Consider the following 15,035-nt stretch of genomic DNA (forward strand, 5'->3'; position numbering starts at 1 on the left):
CGCCGCGCCGGGTCCAGCGAGTTGCCGCCGAACGCCGCGCGGGCCGCCGCGACCGGCGCCCACTCGGCGACCCCGGCGCCCTGCCGCCGCAGCTCGGCCACCTGCCGTGCCGCGCCCACGACCGGCCCGAACCCGCGCGTGGACGGGGCCAGCACCACGACGCGGCGGTGACCGGCCGCCAGGTCGGCGTTGACCGGCGACCGCGCCCCGCCGTCGATATAGCGGACGCCCCCGACGGTCACCGGGGGCCACACGCACGGCACCGCGCAGCTCGCCGCGACCGCGTCCACCAGCGGCACCCCCCGATGGCGGTGGAAGACGGTGAACGCGCCGGTCGCCGCGTCCACCGCCGTGATCAGCAGCCTGCGGTCGCGCGGCCACTCGCGGACGGGCAGCCGCGCCGCGATCACGGCCCGCCGCTCGGCCTCGGGGGCCGTGCGCGCCGTCAGCGCCAGCCGGCCGACCCGCCTGCCCGCCTCGGCGGCCGTGCGGGAGCGCAGCGCCGCCCACGCCCACCGCGCCAGCACCGCCCGGCCCACGCGCGCCGGAAGCTCGCCGTCGGGGGCGGCCAGCTGCGCCGCGTACCGCTGCTCGACCGGCGCACCGCACGCCACCTGGGCGCCGACGATCGAACCGGCCGAGGTGCCCACCACCAGATCGGCCGTCGTCAGGTCCACACCGGCGTCCGCCAGCCCGGCCAGGACGCCCCACAGCCAGGCGATGCCCGTGACGCCCCCGCTGCCCAACACCAGCGCCGTGCCGCCCACGCCCCTCCTTCCATCGCCGACGGCCACCGTAGCGGCGGCCGCGGCGGGGGCGCGGGTCACTCGTAGGGGTTGGCGGGCTTCTTGATGCGCTTGACGGACGTGCCCTGCAGCACGTGCACGCCGCTCTCGGCCTCCTGCGCGGGCAGCGGCCGCCAGGTGCCCTCCACCTGCACCCACGCGTCGGCGGGCGGCCGGGGCAGCCCCTTGACGATCACGGGGAACGGCACGGCGTCGCCCGCGCAGCACGCCATCCGCAGCCGGGTGACCTGCCAGCCGCCGTCGCCGCGGGGCGTGACGAACCCGGTCAGGCGGACCGGAACGCCCTCGAACGAGGCCCGGTCGCCGGTCTGCGCCTGCCAGGCCCGGCCGATGAACTCGCTCAGCGTCATGGAGATCGGCCCGCGGTCGCGGGGCAGCGGCCCGTAGCCCTCGTCGGCCGGGCTCGGCGGCGGGGCGGCCGGGCGGTCCGCGCCGCGCGCGGCGGTGAACGACCCCAGCGCGGGCGGCGCGATCACGAAGATCGCCAGCACGGGCAGGCACAGCAGCCACGCCACCCGGGGGCCGCGTGCATGGTCGTGCCCGTGATGCCCCTCGTGCTCGCGGTGGTGCGGATCGGAGTCGTCCGACCACTCCCGGCGCAGCCCCGCTGCGCCCAGCAGTAGCAGCACCAGCGCCGCCGGGACGAGCACGTACCGGAAGCCCGGCCGGACGTAGTTGAGGTAGTCGTCGGTGGCCAGCGTGATCCACAGCACGGCCCCGCCCAGCGTGATCAGCAGCAGGTTCTGCGCGGCCCGCGTCACAGCAGCGCCCCTCCCACCAGAACGCTCACGGCGACGGCGAGCGCGAACGTCAGCGGGACGAACCGCACCGCGAACCGCCGTCCGAAGAACCCCGCCTGCAGCGCCACCAGCTTCAGGTCGACCATCGGCCCGACGACCAGGAACGCCAGCCGGGCCGTGGGGGAGAACTGCGACAGGCTCGCCGCCACGAACGCGTCGGCCTCCGAGCAGATCGACATCAGCACCGCCAGCAGCGCCAGCACCAGCACCGACAGCGGGCCGGTTCCGGCGAGGCCGTCCACCCAGTCGGCCGGGACCGCCACGTTGATCGTCGCGGCGGCGGCGCCGCCCACCACCAGAAAGCCGCCCGCGTGCATGATGTCGTGCCGCATCGCCTGGCGGAACGCCTCCCACCGGCCGCCGGCGGCGGCCTCGGGACGCGGCGGGACGCGCAGCCACTCGCCCCGGCCGACCAGCAGCCAGATCCATCCGGCCAGCACCGCCACCAGCAGCGACGCGGCGAACCGCCCCACCACCATCTGCGGGCTGCCCGGGAACGCCACGGCCGTGGCCACCAGCACCACCGGGTTGATCGCGGGCGCGGCCAGCAGGAACGTCAGCGCCGCCGCCGGGGCCACCCCGCGCGCCATCAGCCCGCCCGCGACCGGCACCGACGCGCACTCGCAGCCGGGCAGCACCGCGCCCATGGCCCCCGCCACCGGCACGGCCGCGCCCGGCCGCGACGGCAGCACCCGCCGCCAGAACGCCGCCGGGACGAACGCCGTGATCGCCGCCGACAGCATCACCCCGAACACCAGGAACGGCAGCGCCTGCACGCAGATCGCCACGAAGATCGTCGTCCAGGCGTGCAGCGCGCGGCCGTCCACCGCCGGGGCCACCCACAGGCGCCCGGCGACCAGCACCGCGGCCAGCGCGGCGAACCCCCAGGCGGCGCGGGTGCCGGGCGCCACGGGGCGGCCGGGCGCCCAGTCCGGGGGAGGAAGGAGATCGTCATCGTCGGCCGTCCGCAGGCCGGCGGAGTCGGTCATGGAGATCATGGTCCCACAGGCAACGCTTGTGCGCGGCCGCCACATGAACCTCACCGGACGCGGCGCGCGGTGACCCGGGCAATGCCGACACCGAATCGATCTTTTCGAGATCGCACCGGGATCGGCGGCCGGTGGAGGCGGCGGAAACGCCTGTGCGGCCGGGGATCGCGCACTTCCGTCTCCCTCGTCGAAAAGATCGTTAAACCGACGATCTACCGCCAGAAGGGTAAAATCGGGTCCGTTTTTGCATCCTGTGCGTAAATCGTCCTATACTCAAGTCCTGTCCGGGTCAAGCAACCATTGACCGGGCCAATCGCATAGCCGTCGCCTCCCGCCCGCCAGGCGGGACCCCCTCAGCCGGTTCGCGGTCGGCCATGCAACGGCCGCATCCAACGGGGGCACTGGAGCTCCGACCGGCATCTCACCCGTTTCATTCCGTACGCGCACGCTCGCGGCCACCGGGGGCCGCTCTCAGGTGCGCGTCAGCGGCCGGCCCTTGTCCAACGGGCGGCCCGCCGCACACGGGTCTCTCTTTTTCCGACGGCCCATCCGAGCCGTGTCTCGGAGTCGTTCCCTGCGCCGACAACGCGCCACCGCGGCGTGCCCGCAGGAGACGGCTGCTTCCTGTCCGCCGAACGAAGGATTCCTATGCAGCAGCGTGCGCTCAATGTCGTCATGACCGCCGTGACCGGTTCCTGCCTGGCCGGCATGCTGGTGGCCGGAGTGGCCGCCGCGAGTGACGACGCCGCCGCGCCGAAGAACATGCCGTCCCAGCAGCCGCTGGCGGCGGCCCAGGAGAACAACGTTCTGAGCCTGGGGCAGAACCAGGCCGCCCAGGAGCAGGCCGCCCAAGCAACCCTGGCCCGGCCCGCCAAGAAGCCCAAGAAGAAGTCCCTGCTGACCGGGTACACCACCGCGTCCTACTTCTGGGACGACGGCTCGGGCATCAACGGTGACACCGGCGCCCCCGCCAGCGGCAGGCCCATGCAGAAGGGCCTGTTCGCCAGCCCCAGCTGGCCGCTGATGACCAAGGTGCGCGTCACCTACAAGGGCCGCAGCCGCGTCGGCTTCATCGGTGACCGCGGTCCGGGCGCGCCGTCCCACAACGGCGTGATGCTGGACCTGGACACCTACACGTTCCGCTACCTGCTGGACGGCGGGAAGCCCGCCAACAAGTACAACGCGGGCACCGGCGAGGGCCACCTGCGCGGTGTGAAGTACGAGGTGCTGGAGTGGGGCAAGGGCCCCGGCACCAGGGGTGCGCCCCGGCCTCTGTAGTGGGGGCGCCCCTCTAGGGGACCCCTCGGGGCATGCCCACCCGGCACGCCTCGGGGAACCGTGAAGGCGCCGGCCTTCGGACGCCTCTCGCGGAGTCGGCAGAACGCCCCGGCGGTCCAACGACCGCCGGGGCGTTCGCGTACCCCCGACCATGTCAGCGCCGTCCGGTGTCAGCGGCGCCACCGCCGCCGGCGCGCCCGCGGTGTCAGCCGGCCGCCCGGGGCAGCGGCCCGCGGTGTCAGCGGCCCGCGGGCGCGGCCGCAGCCGGCGGGCCGTGCCGTCGCGACGGCCGCACCGAAGCCGAAGGGACGTCGTGCACCGGTGCTCATGGGGCCCATGGTGTTTCGGACGCATGGTCGCGCTGGCAGGAATCCGACGTCGCGGCCGCCGCGCGCGAGCGTCCGGCGGGCCCGTGGCGACGGCGCGATGCCTGGCTCAGGTGTCCAGAGAAAGGGCGTTCTGTCGGCCATGCGGTCCCGCCGGACGCTTTCATGCTGACATCCGAACGCCGTTTCCGGAAGGTGCATGTAACCCTGTGGAGCGGTCCGTTTTCGGAAACATTAAGGTAACCCCTCGGTCACCCCCCGGCCGGTCCGCGGCCGCCCGCGGTTCAGGCGGCGGCGATGAACGCCCGGGCGCGGCGGAAGAGGCTCAGGGTGATGGAGTGCAGCAGGTCCCCGGTCTCCTTCGGCGCCTTCCCGGCGCAGGCCCGGGCGCGGGTGCCCTCCAGGACGATGCCGAGCTTGAAGCACGCCGGCACCGCGTACCAGGTGATCGACGCCAGGTCGCGGCCGGCGGCCGCGTCGGCGCGGTCGGCGTAGGCGGCGACGAGCTCGCCGGTGTCGGGCAGCCCGCCCGCCGCGCCCAGCGGCCCGGCCAGCGCCGCGCTCTCGTCGCCGTGCCGCGGCCAGGTCGCCAGCAGCCAGCCCAGGTCGAGCAGCGGGTCGCCGATCGTGCACATCTCCCAGTCGACGATCGCGGCCACCTGCGGCCCGGTGTGGGAGAACATCAGGTTGGCCAGGTGGTAGTCGCCGTGCATGACGCCCGGCCGCCACGTCGCCGGACGGTTGGCCTCCAGCCAGCCCGCGACCTGCTCCAGGCCGGGAATGTCCGGTCCGGGGTAGCCGTCCAGCGCGCCGTAGGACTCCAGCTCGGCCGTCCACCGCCCCACCTGGCGCTCCAGGAAGCCCTCCGGCCTGCCGAAATCGGCCAGGCCCACCGCGGCGTGGTCCACGGCGCCCAGCGCCGCCAGCGCGCGGGCCGCGTTGAGCCCCATCTCGCGGCGCACCGCCGGGTCGGCGGCGTGCCGCGCGGGCAGCTCCACCGAGGCGTTGAACCCCTCCACCGGCGTCATCAGGTAGAACACCGAGCCGCCGAGCACCGCCTCGTCCGGGCAGGCGGCGATGACGCGCGGGACGGGCACGTCCGTGCCGTCCAGCGCCGACAGCACCCGGGCCTCCCGCATCAGCACCTCGTTGGTGCGCGACCGCAGGTGCCGGGGCCCGCGCCGCAGCACGTAGCCGCGCCCGCCGCGGCGGAACCGGACCAGGACGTTCTGGGTGCCGCCGGTCAGCTGCGCCACGTCCTCGAACGGGCCGCCCGGCAATCCGGCGGCGTCCATCCACCCGGCCAGCGCGGCGAAGTCGACCAGCGCGGCGTCGATCTGCTCGGGCTGCTGCACGAGGTGTCCTTTCCCCGCCCCGACGGGCGGCCGAAAAAGCGGGCGCATCCGGGCAATCGGGGATGCTACGGTGCCGCATGCCGGCCGCGGGACTCCGGTGCGACTTCCGGAATCACGCTCTACACGTGGTGTTCTCGCCTGATCGCTCCCTCATTCCCCGGCCGGCATCCGCCAGACCCCGAGCCGTGGACCATGACCGAGGAGACCCACGCCGACCTGATCGCCTGCGAGGACGCGCTGATGTTCGTCAACGCCGCGATCACCTCAACCGGCCAGCGGGAGTTCCACCACGACGCCCGCGAGCAGCGGCTGTCGCTGGACTTCCTGCACGCCTACATGCTCGCCAACTACCGCGAGGTGTACGCCGCGGCGCTGGCGCTGGACATCAACGACCACAACGCCGTGATGATCATCCGGAACCTGCTGGTGCACGCCGCCGAGGCCGGGCCGCGGCGGCGCCGGACCGAGGGACGGCTGATCGCCCGGCGCCTGGAACTGCTGCCGCCGCAGCGCGTCTACCGGCTGTTCCGCCAGGTGCGCCGCGCCGGCGTCAACAACCGGCGCACCCGCGCCATCATCCGCGACTGGCTGGCCGCGCGCCCCGACCTGGCCTTCGACGCCGTCAAGTACCGCGGCGCGGTGAAGGACGCCGTCCGCCACGCGCACCTGGAGCTGCCCGGCGAGCTGGGCGACTTCCTGTTCGACCCGCACGGCCCCAAGGCGTTCCGCACGCCCCTGTTCGAGACGTGGCGCCGCGCCCACTACGCGCGGGACGCCGTCTACGAGCTGCCGTACACGGTCGCGCAGGGATTCGCCGCCAGGCACGGCATCCCCCACGAGGTGTTCCTGGAGAAGATCGCGCCCAGGCTCACCCGGCTGGAACGCCTCCGCCTGCAGACGAGCGCGCGCGTGCACCAGGCGGACGCCGTCCGCGCGGACCTGCGGACGATGCCGCTCACCCGCCTCGCCTCCTACGTGCTGTCCCTCCCCCTGGACGAACGGGCCCGGCGCCGCGCCGAGCTGACCGGCGCGCTGCGCGCGGCGGCGCGCCGGACCGCGGGCGAGCGCACGTGGGGCCGGGTCGCCGCGGTCCTGGACGACAGCTACTCCACGGTGGGGTCGGGCGAGAAGCGCCGCCGCCCCCTCGCGGTCGCGATCGCCTGCCACTACCTGCTCGAGGCGCTCGCCGCCGACTACACGCCGCTGTGGACGTCCGGCCGCACCGACCCCCTGCTGCTCGACCCGCACGGCCCCACGCCCCTGGGCGAACGCGTCCTCGACGCCCTCGACGCCCTGGCCGAACCCGCCCCGCCCTCGGAGGCGGAGCAGCCCGACCGGTTGATCATCGTGTCGGACGGGTGGGACAACGATCCCCCCGGCCTGGCCGCCGAGGTGCTGCGGGTGTGGCGCACCCGCCTGGACCCGGGCGGCCGCGTGGAGATCACCCACCTGAACCCCGTCTACGACGCCGACGACTTCGACGTGCGGCGGCTGTCCCCGGCGGTGCCGGCCGTCGGCGTCCGCGACGCCGAGGACCTGCCCCTGCTGGTCGAGCTGGCGCGCTTCTCCGAGGGCCGGCTGGGCCTGGCCGAGCTGCGCGCCCACCTGGACGAGCAGGTCGAGAGGTTTCTGGAGAAGACGTGACCGCGTTCCGGCTCGACGGGCTGCGCACCCGTCCCGCCCAGACCTGGGGATCGTTCCGGCTGGTGCCGCTGGTCCGCGACGAACCGGTCCCGGGGCTGCGGCTGCACCGCAAGGCGTACGGGGACGAGCCCACGGTCGTGGACGTGGGCGACGGCACCGCCTACACCTCCTACATCCCGCACGCGTTCGTCGCCACCTGGCAGGACGGCGAGGGATCCGCCGCCTCCTACGGCACCCGCCTGCTGGACAGGGACACCGCGGGCCACGCGCCGCCCCGCATGCCGATCAGGAGGACGCGGCGCATGGCGCGGCGGGTCGGCCGCGCCCGCCTGCGGTTCCTGCCGCTGCACCTGGCCGTGGAGGGGTACCTGGCGCTCCACTTCGGCGGCCCCGAGATCGTCTGGGAGGAGTACTCCCGCCGGGCCGTCTCCCGGGGCCTGTCCCCGCGCGTGGAGGAGGCCTACAGCGGGCACCTCGTCCGGGGCCTGGACGACGCCCTGCGGGTCTTCGAGATCCACGACGGGCAGTGCGGCGTGCTCGTCTACGTCGCCGACGCCCTGGCCAGCGCGTTCGTCGTGCCGCACCCCGAGGACTACCGGAAGCTGCACGCCACCCTCGTCGAGGACATGTTCGGCGAGCTGATCTACCACTACGCGGTGCTCGGCGCGCCCGCCGCGCCGTTCCCCGTCCGCATCGACGACACGGCGGTGCGGACGCCGGCGGACCTGCGGGCCCAGGCGGAGCTGCGCCGCCGTGAGTGGGCCGACTTCCACGACGAGGTCATGGCCGCCGGGCTGTTCGGCCAGATCTCGCAGTACCAGCGGGTCCAGACGCTGCACGGCTTCGAGCTGGCGCGCTTCCTGCCGACGTTCGTGCCGCGCCGGGAGAACCACATCGGCGAGGTGATCACCGACGGGGACGGCCGCGTCGCGTACCTGAAGACCTTCCGGCTGTCGGAGACCCAGATCAGGCGGGGCTACCTGCTCACCCGGCTCGCCGCGCACGACTGGAACCTGGCCGGCACCGCCGCCGCCCTCGGCACGGACGAGGCGGCGCTCGGGCTGCGCCTGGAACGCGCGGGCTTCGGCTACCTGCTGCGCCAGGACATCCTCGACCGCTTCCGCGCCCAGGCCCGCGGCTCCGGCTCCGGGAAACGGCAGACCGCCCGCGGCGGCTGAGGCGCGCCGCCGCGAGGGAGCGGCCGGGGGCGCGGGGGCCCCGTGCCGGCGGGCGGGTCAGGCGGGGCGCAGGCCCGCGAACAGGTCGTCCTCGCGGTCAGGGGCCTGCACGTGGCAGGAGTGCCGGACGAACGCCTCGGTGCCCAGGACCAGCCGCTGGACCTCCTCGGGCAGGCGCAGCAGGAAGATGTTCTCGCCCTGGCTGGCGTGGGCCTGCAGCGCCTTGCGCTTGCGGGCCGTGTACGCCGAGACGTCCACCACGCTGGTGATCAGCTCGTCGGGGGTGCCGAAGTCGTCGGGCAGCTCCAGGTCGGGCATGTCGAGGCCGGACGCCCGCAGGTGCTCCGCCAGCCGCGCGACGCCGGACCGGGGCACCGCCGTGTGGTAGAGCTTGGCGGGGACGCCGCTCAGCTCGGCGGCGGCCATCGTGATGCGGTGCGCCTGGATGTGGTCGGGGTGGCCGTAGCCGCCGTTCTCGTCGTAGGTGACCGCCACCTGCGGGCGGTAGCGCTCCATCAGCTCCGCCAGCCGCCGCGCCGCGGCCTCGACCGGCACGTTGGCGAACGCCTCGGGGTGCCCGTTGGCGGACCATCCGGCCATGCCCGAGTCGCGGTAGCCCAGCAGCTCCAGGTGGCGGATGCCGAGCAGGCCCGCCGACTCCTCCAGCTCGGCGAGCCGCCGCCGGGCGACCCGGTCGGCGTCGTGGCCCGGCTCGCCCGGTTTGGCGCCGTCGCCGTCGTCGCCCTGCTCGCCGTTGGTGCAGGTCACCAGGACGGTGCGGACGCCCTCGGCGGCGTAGCGCGCCAGCACGCCGCCGGTGCCGAGCACCTCGTCGTCCGGGTGGGCGTGCACGGCCATCAGGGTCAGTTCGTCGCTCACCCGGGCCACTGTAGGCGGTGCCGGCGACAGTGCGGCCCCGCGGCCGCCGGCCGGGTCGGGCCTACCCGCTCTGCGACTGCGAGGCGGCCTCGCTGGCGGACAGGTCGGCCTCGGTCAGCGGGTGCGCCGGAGGGGCGAAGGGGAACACGGACGTGGCCTTCAGCCCGTCCACCACCAGCAGCTCGCCGGGCTCCAGGAGCCGCCAGCCCGGGTCGTCGTCCATCCGCTCGCTGGCGATCACGTACGCGGGCGCGGTGTGCCGGCCGTCGCCGTTCGGGCCGGACACGTTGAGGCTGCCGGGTTCGTGCGGGGACCGCAGGTGCCGGAACCCGCCGAGCCGGGGCGTGAGCACCCACAGCTCGTTCTGCGCGGGATAGCGCAGCGCCCACAGCCTGCACGCCTCGGCCAGCAGCAGGTTGAGGGAGTACACCGGCAGCTCGGCGGCGATGCGGCGGATCGCCGCGACCAGCCCGGCGGTGGTGTCGCCGCGCCTGCGGATCTCTGCGGTGACGTAGGCGAACACCCGCTCGGAGTCGGTGTCCCCCTCCAGCAGGGCCTTGTCCACGTCGGTCAGCCAGGTGTCCAGCACGTCCATGCCCTTGACCACGCCGTTGTGGGCGAACAGCCGGTCGTTCATGTCGAAGGGGTGGGCGTTGTGCACCGACACGGGGGTGCCGGAGGCGTACCGGACGTGCGAGACGAAGGTGTGCGACACCACGTTGCGGGCGTGCGAGGCGAAGTCGGCGTTCTGGTACGCGGCGATCGGCGCCCGGTCGCGCACCGGCTCGTCGCCGAGGGAGAACCAGCCGAGGCCGGTGCCGTCGGGCATCCGGCGGCTCTGCGCCTTGAGGCTCTGCGGGGCGTCCAGCAGCCAGAACGTGGCCCGGACGCGGGGCCGCCGGTGGTCATCCCGAACAGTCGGCACATGCTCTCACCCAGCCGCTCACTCGGCCGCGTCGGGGTCGCGCACCGCCCCCGCCGTCCCGGGGTGCCCGCGGTGCCCGCGCCGGACGAAGGACCAGCCGACGAGCAGCGCCAGGGCGATCGCCGGCACGGCCATTACGGTCATGCGCCCGGCCCCGTCCCGGTCGAACCACATCAGCACCACCACCGCCGCCAGGAACGCCAGGGTCAGCGGCTGGGTGACCGGCGAGCCGGGCAGCCGGTAGCCGGGCCGCCGCACCCGGCCCTGCCGGGCCCGCCGCACGAACAGCAGGTGCGACAGCATGATCATCGCCCAGCTGCCCAGGATGCCGATGGCCGCCAGGTTCAGCACGATCTCGAAGGCCCGCGCCGGCACCCAGTAGTTGAGCGCCACGCCGAGCACGCAGATCGCCGCGGTCAGCAGGATGCCGCCGTAGGGGACCTGGGACCGGCTCATCGCCATGGTGAAGCGCGGCGCCGACCCGGCCGCGCCCAGCGAGCGCAGGATCCGCCCCGTGGAGTACAGCCCGGAGTTCAGGCTCGACAGCGCCGCGGTCACCACGATCAGGTTCATCACGTCGCCCGCCGCGGGCACGCCCAGCTTCGCCAGCACGGTGACGAACGGGCTCTCGTCGGCCGAGTAGGCGTCCCACGGCAGCAGCATGGCCAGCAGCACCACCGAGCCGACGTAGAACAGCAGGATCCGCCAGATGATGGAGTTGATGGCCTTGGGCATGACCCGTTCGGGGTTCTCGGTCTCGCCCGCGGCCACGCCGACCAGCTCGGTGGAGGCGTAGGCGAACACCACGCCCTGGATGACGACCAGCATGGGCAGCACGCCGTGCGGGAACACGCCGCCGTGCTGGAGGATCAGCCCCGGGCCCGAGTCGTGGCCGCCCACGTGGTGCCCGGTCGCCAGCAGGGCGATGCCGATGAGCATGAACGCCACCAGCGCGCCCACCTTGACGATGGAGAACCAGAACTCCAGCTCACCGAAGATCCGCACCGAGATCAGGTTGACGGTGAGCACGACGGCCAGGGCGATCAGCGCGAGGGTCCACTGCGGGATCGCGGTGAAGGCGTCCCAGTAGTGGATGTACAGCGCGATGGCGGTGATGTCGACGACGCCGGTGGTGGACCAGTTGAGGAAGTGCATCCACCCGGCGACGTAGGCGCCCTTCTCGCCCATGAACTCCCGCGAGTAGGACACGAACGACCCCGACGACGGCCGGTACAGCACCAGCTCGCCGAGCGCCCGCACCACCATGAACGCGAAGAAGCCGCAGACCGCGTAGGCGACGGCCAGGGAGGGGCCCGCGGCGGCCAGTCGTCCGCCGGCGCCGAGGAACAGGCCGGTGCCGATGGCACCGCCGATCGCGATCATGTTGACATGCCGTGTCCGCAGCGACTTGCGGTAGCCCAGGTCGCCGGCGTCCACCGGAGCGCCGTGGCGGGGGTGCGCCGCGGCGGTGTCCGGCGGTGTGGCGGCGGACGGGGTCGCCGTCCGCCGGTCGTTGTCGCTCACGCGTCGTTACCGCCTTCCCAACGGGTCCGTCTCGTCGACAGACCCGGTGCAGTTTCGGATAAGTGACCCAAACATGTCAAAACGGCTAGCCGAAATGTCGGGAAGGTGTAGAAGATCAGTTTTCGGTAGGGATCGTCGACCGCGGCGGCGTCGATGCCCTACCGTCTGGTCATGGCGACGCCCCTGGTGCTGCTCGACGTGGACGGTGTGCTGAACCCCCTGGAGCGGCCCTCCCGCGACTACCGCGGACACCGCTGCTCGCCCAACGGCGTTACCTACCGGCTCTGGCTCAACTCACGCCACGGCCCCATGCTGCGGGAACTCGTCCGCGCCACGCGCGCCGAACTGGCGTGGGCGAGCTACTGGTGCGACGAGGCCAACGTCTGGATCTCCCCTCGGGTGGGGCTTCCGGACCTGCCCTTCGTGCCGATACCGCCGTACCCGGGCGCCGGCAACGGCGTCACGCTCGGCTCGTGGAAGGCCCGGCACGTGGCGCGGTGGGTGCAGGGCCGTCCCTTCGTGTGGTTCGAGGACGAGCCCGATGCCGCCGACTGCGTCGCGGCGGAGCCCGGGGTGGGGGAGCACCTGCTCGTCGCCGTCGACCCGAGACGGGGGCTCTCCCAGGAGCACATCGACAGGGCCCGCGACTGGCTGCGCGCCCTGTCGCGCTGACACCGCCCCGGAAACGGCACGAGGCCCCGGCCGGGAGCGCACACGGTTGCGGCCGGGGCCTCGCCTGGGAGGGCTCAGCAGGTGTCGAGCAGCCGCGTCAGGGCGGTCTTCTCGGCGCTGTCGACGCTGAGGTCGTAGCGGTACTTCACGTCGATCCACGAGCGGGCGTACATGCAGTGGAACGAGGTGAGCGGCGGCGTCCACTCGGCCGGGTCCTTGTCGCCCTTGGCCTGGTTGACGTTGTCGGTGACCGCCCACAGCTGCGAGCTGGTCAGGTCGTTGGCGAACTGCTGGCGGAGGCTGGTCGTCCAGTTGCTCGCCCCCGACCGCCATGCCTCGGCCAGCGGCACCATGTGGTCGATGTCGATGTCGGACGGGTTGGTCCACGTGGCCCCGTCGTAGGGGCTGACCCAGGTGCCGGAGGTGGGGTAGCAGTTCGAGCCGACCTGGACGTTGATGCCGTCCCGCTTGAGCACCTCCTCGCGGGTGTTGCAGGTGCCCGAGATGGTGATCCAGTGGGGGAACTTGTCGCGGCTGTAGCCGCTGGAGGACCCCTCGGCGGCGACGCGCAGCTCCGCCAGGTGCGACAGCGAGGTGCTCTTGTCGGGCGGGAGCGGCGGCGCCGCGAGGGCGGGCGGGGCCGGGACGGTGACGAACGCGGCGGCCCCGGCCAGGGCGACGGCGGCGGTGAGAGCGGGTCTTCTGCGACGCATGGGGTTTCTCCTGACGTCAGAGACTGGAGTCACCCCTAGTGTTAAATAAGGCGATAAAACAGTGATTGTCTGATTGGTAACGAGCCGGACGGTGATCCGGTGACAGTCCGCCATTGACACCAAGCGGAGGGAATGTTCGCTCCGCACCCTGAGGCGGATGCCCGGTACGGCTGGATATGTCGCTGCGTCCGGCCCAGCGGGCGCCCTGCGTCCGGAACGCCGCGCCCCTGACCTCCGTGTCGCCTACCCGACCCCGGCTAATACAAGGTCATCCGAGGACAAAAGAGATGAACATGACGTGATCGCGGCCGCCGGACTCGGCGTGCGGAAACCCGCCCGCGAAGATCGATCACGCGGCGGCGAGTTTCAGGCGCCGGGACGAGCCGAACCCGACCGCCGCCCTCGCCCGACGCCCCCGCACCGCCGGGAAGGCCGCCGAGCGGAACCGGCGCGCACATGGTCGCCTACGCCCTCGAGAGCGCGATCTGCGACCGCTGGGCGGATCCATCGAGGCGGCCCCGGGCCGCGCGGCTCCGCGGCCGCGAGGGTCAGATGCGGGTCCAGTCGGGCTGGATGAGGCCGGCGACCCGCACCTCGCGCCCCAGCAGCACCACCTCACGGAACTGCCAGAGCATCGCCCCGGTCGGCGCGTGCACGATCCACTCGGGGCCCAGGCGCATCTGGAGCAGGTGCCCGCCGTCCAACTGGGGGACCCAGCGGGGCGTGTCGTCCGCGGCCAGCCTCCGCAGCGTCACCAGATGCACCGAATGCACCTCGGCCGGGTCGGGACGCAGCGGGCCCGGGGAGTCCAGCGCCACGACGACGGGCGTGATGGCGAACCCGGACGCGGCCGGGAAGTCGTCCAGCCTGCCCAGGACGTCCCCGGGCCCGGCCTCCAGACCGACCTCCTCGCGCAGCTCCCGCAACGCCGCCTCCACCGGGGTCTCGCCCGCGTCCACGCCTCCCCCCGGCAGACCCCACTGCCCCGCGTTCCGCCCCCGGTAGGCGCGCCTGATCAGCACCACCGACAGGGCGCCGTCGTGCTCCAGCACGCACACCACCACCCCCGCGCGCCGCAGCCCGGGGGAGTCGGCGACCGTGGTGTGGGCGAAGTCCCGCAGCCGCGGCGCGGCGCTCTCCCGGAAGGCCGCCAGGTCGCCCAGTGGATCGCTCATGTCCTGATCGTGCCAGGCGCTCCGCCCCGGCGACAGCGCGGCCCCGGACGGCGGGCGGGCACCGCGACCGCGTCGCTCGTCTCCGAGAAATGTCGGTGCCGCCGCCTAACGTGGTGCGCCCATCCGAAAAGGAGGATCACCATGACGATGCACATCCTGGTCGCGTCCGCCGCCGAGGCGGCCGCCCGCGTCATGCTCGCCGTGCCCGCAGACCGGCTGGACGCGCCGACGCCCTGCCCGGACTGGGACGTCCGGGCGCTGGTCAACCACATGGTCTTCTGGAGCGGACGGATCGAGGGCGCCGCGCGCAAGCAGCCGCCCCCCGCCGACCCCGCCGGCGCCCGCGACTTCACCGCCGACGGCGACTGGGCCGAGCGGTACGCCCAGAACGTCCGCAAGGCGGCCGTGGCGTGGTCGGACCCGGCCGCCTGGGAGGGCACCACCGACGTCACCGGCCGGGGCCCCATGCCCGCGGCCGTCGTCGGCGGCATCGTGTTCGTCGAGTGCGTGCTGCACGGCTGGGACCTGGCCGTCGCCACCGGGCAGCAGGCCGAATTCGACGACGACGTCGTCCGCACCGCCTACGAGCACCTCGAACGCACCGCCGAGGCCGGCCGCCGGTACGGGGCGTTCGGCCCGCAGGTCGCGGTCCCCGACACGGCCCCGCTGTTCGACCGGCTGCTCGGCCTGAGCGGGCGCGACCCGCACTGGCGGCCGTAGCGGCGCGCCCGCCGCCGGGTCGGCGCCGCGCCGCGGCCCCACTAGGCTTGG

Annotated in this window: 14 protein-coding genes; 5 read left to right on the top strand and 9 right to left on the bottom strand. The window is 73.8% G+C overall.

Annotation, left to right across the window (positions count from 1 at the left end):
• From ABD879_RS22275 to ABD879_RS22285, 3 genes are all read right to left on the bottom strand, one after another.
• Positions 1–767: patatin-like phospholipase family protein (locus ABD879_RS22275; protein ID WP_345023479.1), on the bottom strand; the 767-nt coding region annotated here is incomplete at its 3' end.
• Positions 768–823: 56 nt separating this feature from the next.
• Positions 824–1,567, bottom strand: a complete 744-nt coding sequence (locus tag ABD879_RS22280) for a TIGR03943 family putative permease subunit (protein ID WP_345023480.1) — start codon at positions 1,565–1,567, stop codon at positions 824–826.
• Positions 1,564–2,604 carry a permease gene (locus tag ABD879_RS22285; RefSeq protein WP_345023481.1) on the bottom strand — a complete coding sequence of 347 codons (1,041 nt, stop codon included), beginning with the start codon at positions 2,602–2,604 and terminating at the stop codon, positions 1,564–1,566. Before ABD879_RS22285 ends, ABD879_RS22280 begins: the two co-directional genes overlap by 4 nt.
• A 639-nt stretch (positions 2,605–3,243) precedes the next feature.
• On the opposite strand from ABD879_RS22285, the gene ABD879_RS22290 reads away from it, so the two are divergent.
• Positions 3,244–3,873, top strand: a complete 630-nt coding sequence (locus ABD879_RS22290) for a hypothetical protein (protein WP_345023482.1) — start codon at positions 3,244–3,246, stop codon at positions 3,871–3,873.
• A gap of 610 nt (positions 3,874–4,483) precedes the next feature.
• On the opposite strand, the gene ABD879_RS22295 is transcribed toward ABD879_RS22290, so the two are convergent.
• Positions 4,484–5,554: a phosphotransferase family protein gene (locus ABD879_RS22295; RefSeq protein ID WP_345023483.1), complete on the bottom strand. Its 1,071-nt coding sequence runs from the start codon at positions 5,552–5,554 to the stop codon at positions 4,484–4,486.
• A gap of 192 nt (positions 5,555–5,746) precedes the next feature.
• Between ABD879_RS22295 and ABD879_RS22300 the strand changes: the two genes are divergently transcribed.
• Together ABD879_RS22300 and ABD879_RS22305 are read left to right on the top strand one after the other, a co-directional pair.
• The gene (locus tag ABD879_RS22300; protein ID WP_345023484.1) at positions 5,747–7,198 is read left to right on the top strand and encodes a vWA domain-containing protein; all 1,452 of its coding nucleotides are present in this window, start codon (positions 5,747–5,749) and stop codon (positions 7,196–7,198) included.
• Positions 7,195–8,376: an ARPP-2 domain-containing protein gene (locus tag ABD879_RS22305; protein WP_345023485.1), complete on the top strand. Its 1,182-nt coding sequence runs from the start codon at positions 7,195–7,197 to the stop codon at positions 8,374–8,376. The genes ABD879_RS22300 and ABD879_RS22305 overlap by 4 nt, the downstream gene beginning before the upstream one ends.
• A 57-nt stretch (positions 8,377–8,433) precedes the next feature.
• Here the strand turns inward: ABD879_RS22305 and ABD879_RS22310 are convergent, their stop codons facing one another.
• The 3 genes from ABD879_RS22310 to ABD879_RS22320 form a co-directional block, all read right to left on the bottom strand.
• Positions 8,434–9,255, bottom strand: coding sequence for a PIG-L family deacetylase (locus tag ABD879_RS22310; RefSeq protein ID WP_345023487.1), 822 nt, complete (start codon positions 9,253–9,255; stop codon positions 8,434–8,436).
• 61 nt (positions 9,256–9,316) lie between these two features.
• Positions 9,317–10,180, bottom strand: a complete 864-nt coding sequence (locus tag ABD879_RS22315) for a class II glutamine amidotransferase (RefSeq protein ID WP_345023490.1) — start codon at positions 10,178–10,180, stop codon at positions 9,317–9,319.
• A gap of 18 nt (positions 10,181–10,198) precedes the next feature.
• On the bottom strand, positions 10,199–11,704 hold the full coding sequence (locus ABD879_RS22320; RefSeq protein WP_345023491.1) for an amino acid permease: 1,506 nt from the start codon (positions 11,702–11,704) through the stop codon (positions 10,199–10,201).
• 171 nt (positions 11,705–11,875) lie between these two features.
• Between ABD879_RS22320 and ABD879_RS22325 the strand changes: the two genes are divergently transcribed.
• Complete coding sequence (locus ABD879_RS22325) at positions 11,876–12,376, top strand: HAD domain-containing protein (protein ID WP_345023492.1); 501 nt, start codon at positions 11,876–11,878, stop codon at positions 12,374–12,376.
• Between the two features lie 74 nt (positions 12,377–12,450).
• On the opposite strand, the gene ABD879_RS22330 is transcribed toward ABD879_RS22325, so the two are convergent.
• Both ABD879_RS22330 and ABD879_RS22335 read right to left on the bottom strand, forming a co-directional pair.
• Positions 12,451–13,089 carry an HNH endonuclease family protein gene (locus ABD879_RS22330; protein WP_345023493.1) on the bottom strand — a complete coding sequence of 213 codons (639 nt, stop codon included), beginning with the start codon at positions 13,087–13,089 and terminating at the stop codon, positions 12,451–12,453.
• A 548-nt stretch (positions 13,090–13,637) separates the two neighbouring features.
• Entirely contained in the window at positions 13,638–14,264 is a 627-nt protein-coding gene (locus ABD879_RS22335; RefSeq protein WP_345023494.1) for an NUDIX hydrolase, read from the bottom strand.
• Between the two features lie 141 nt (positions 14,265–14,405).
• Here ABD879_RS22335 and ABD879_RS22340 point away from each other — a divergent pair, with 141 nt between their 5' ends.
• A complete protein-coding gene (locus ABD879_RS22340; protein ID WP_345023495.1) occupies positions 14,406–14,984 on the top strand; it encodes a TIGR03086 family metal-binding protein in 579 nt (192 codons plus the stop codon).
• The last annotated feature ends 51 nt before the right edge of the window (positions 14,985–15,035 follow it).

It is taken from the genome of Actinomadura keratinilytica (assembly GCF_039539665.1).
Taxonomy (GTDB): Bacteria; Actinomycetota; Actinomycetes; order Streptosporangiales; family Streptosporangiaceae; genus Spirillospora; species Spirillospora keratinilytica.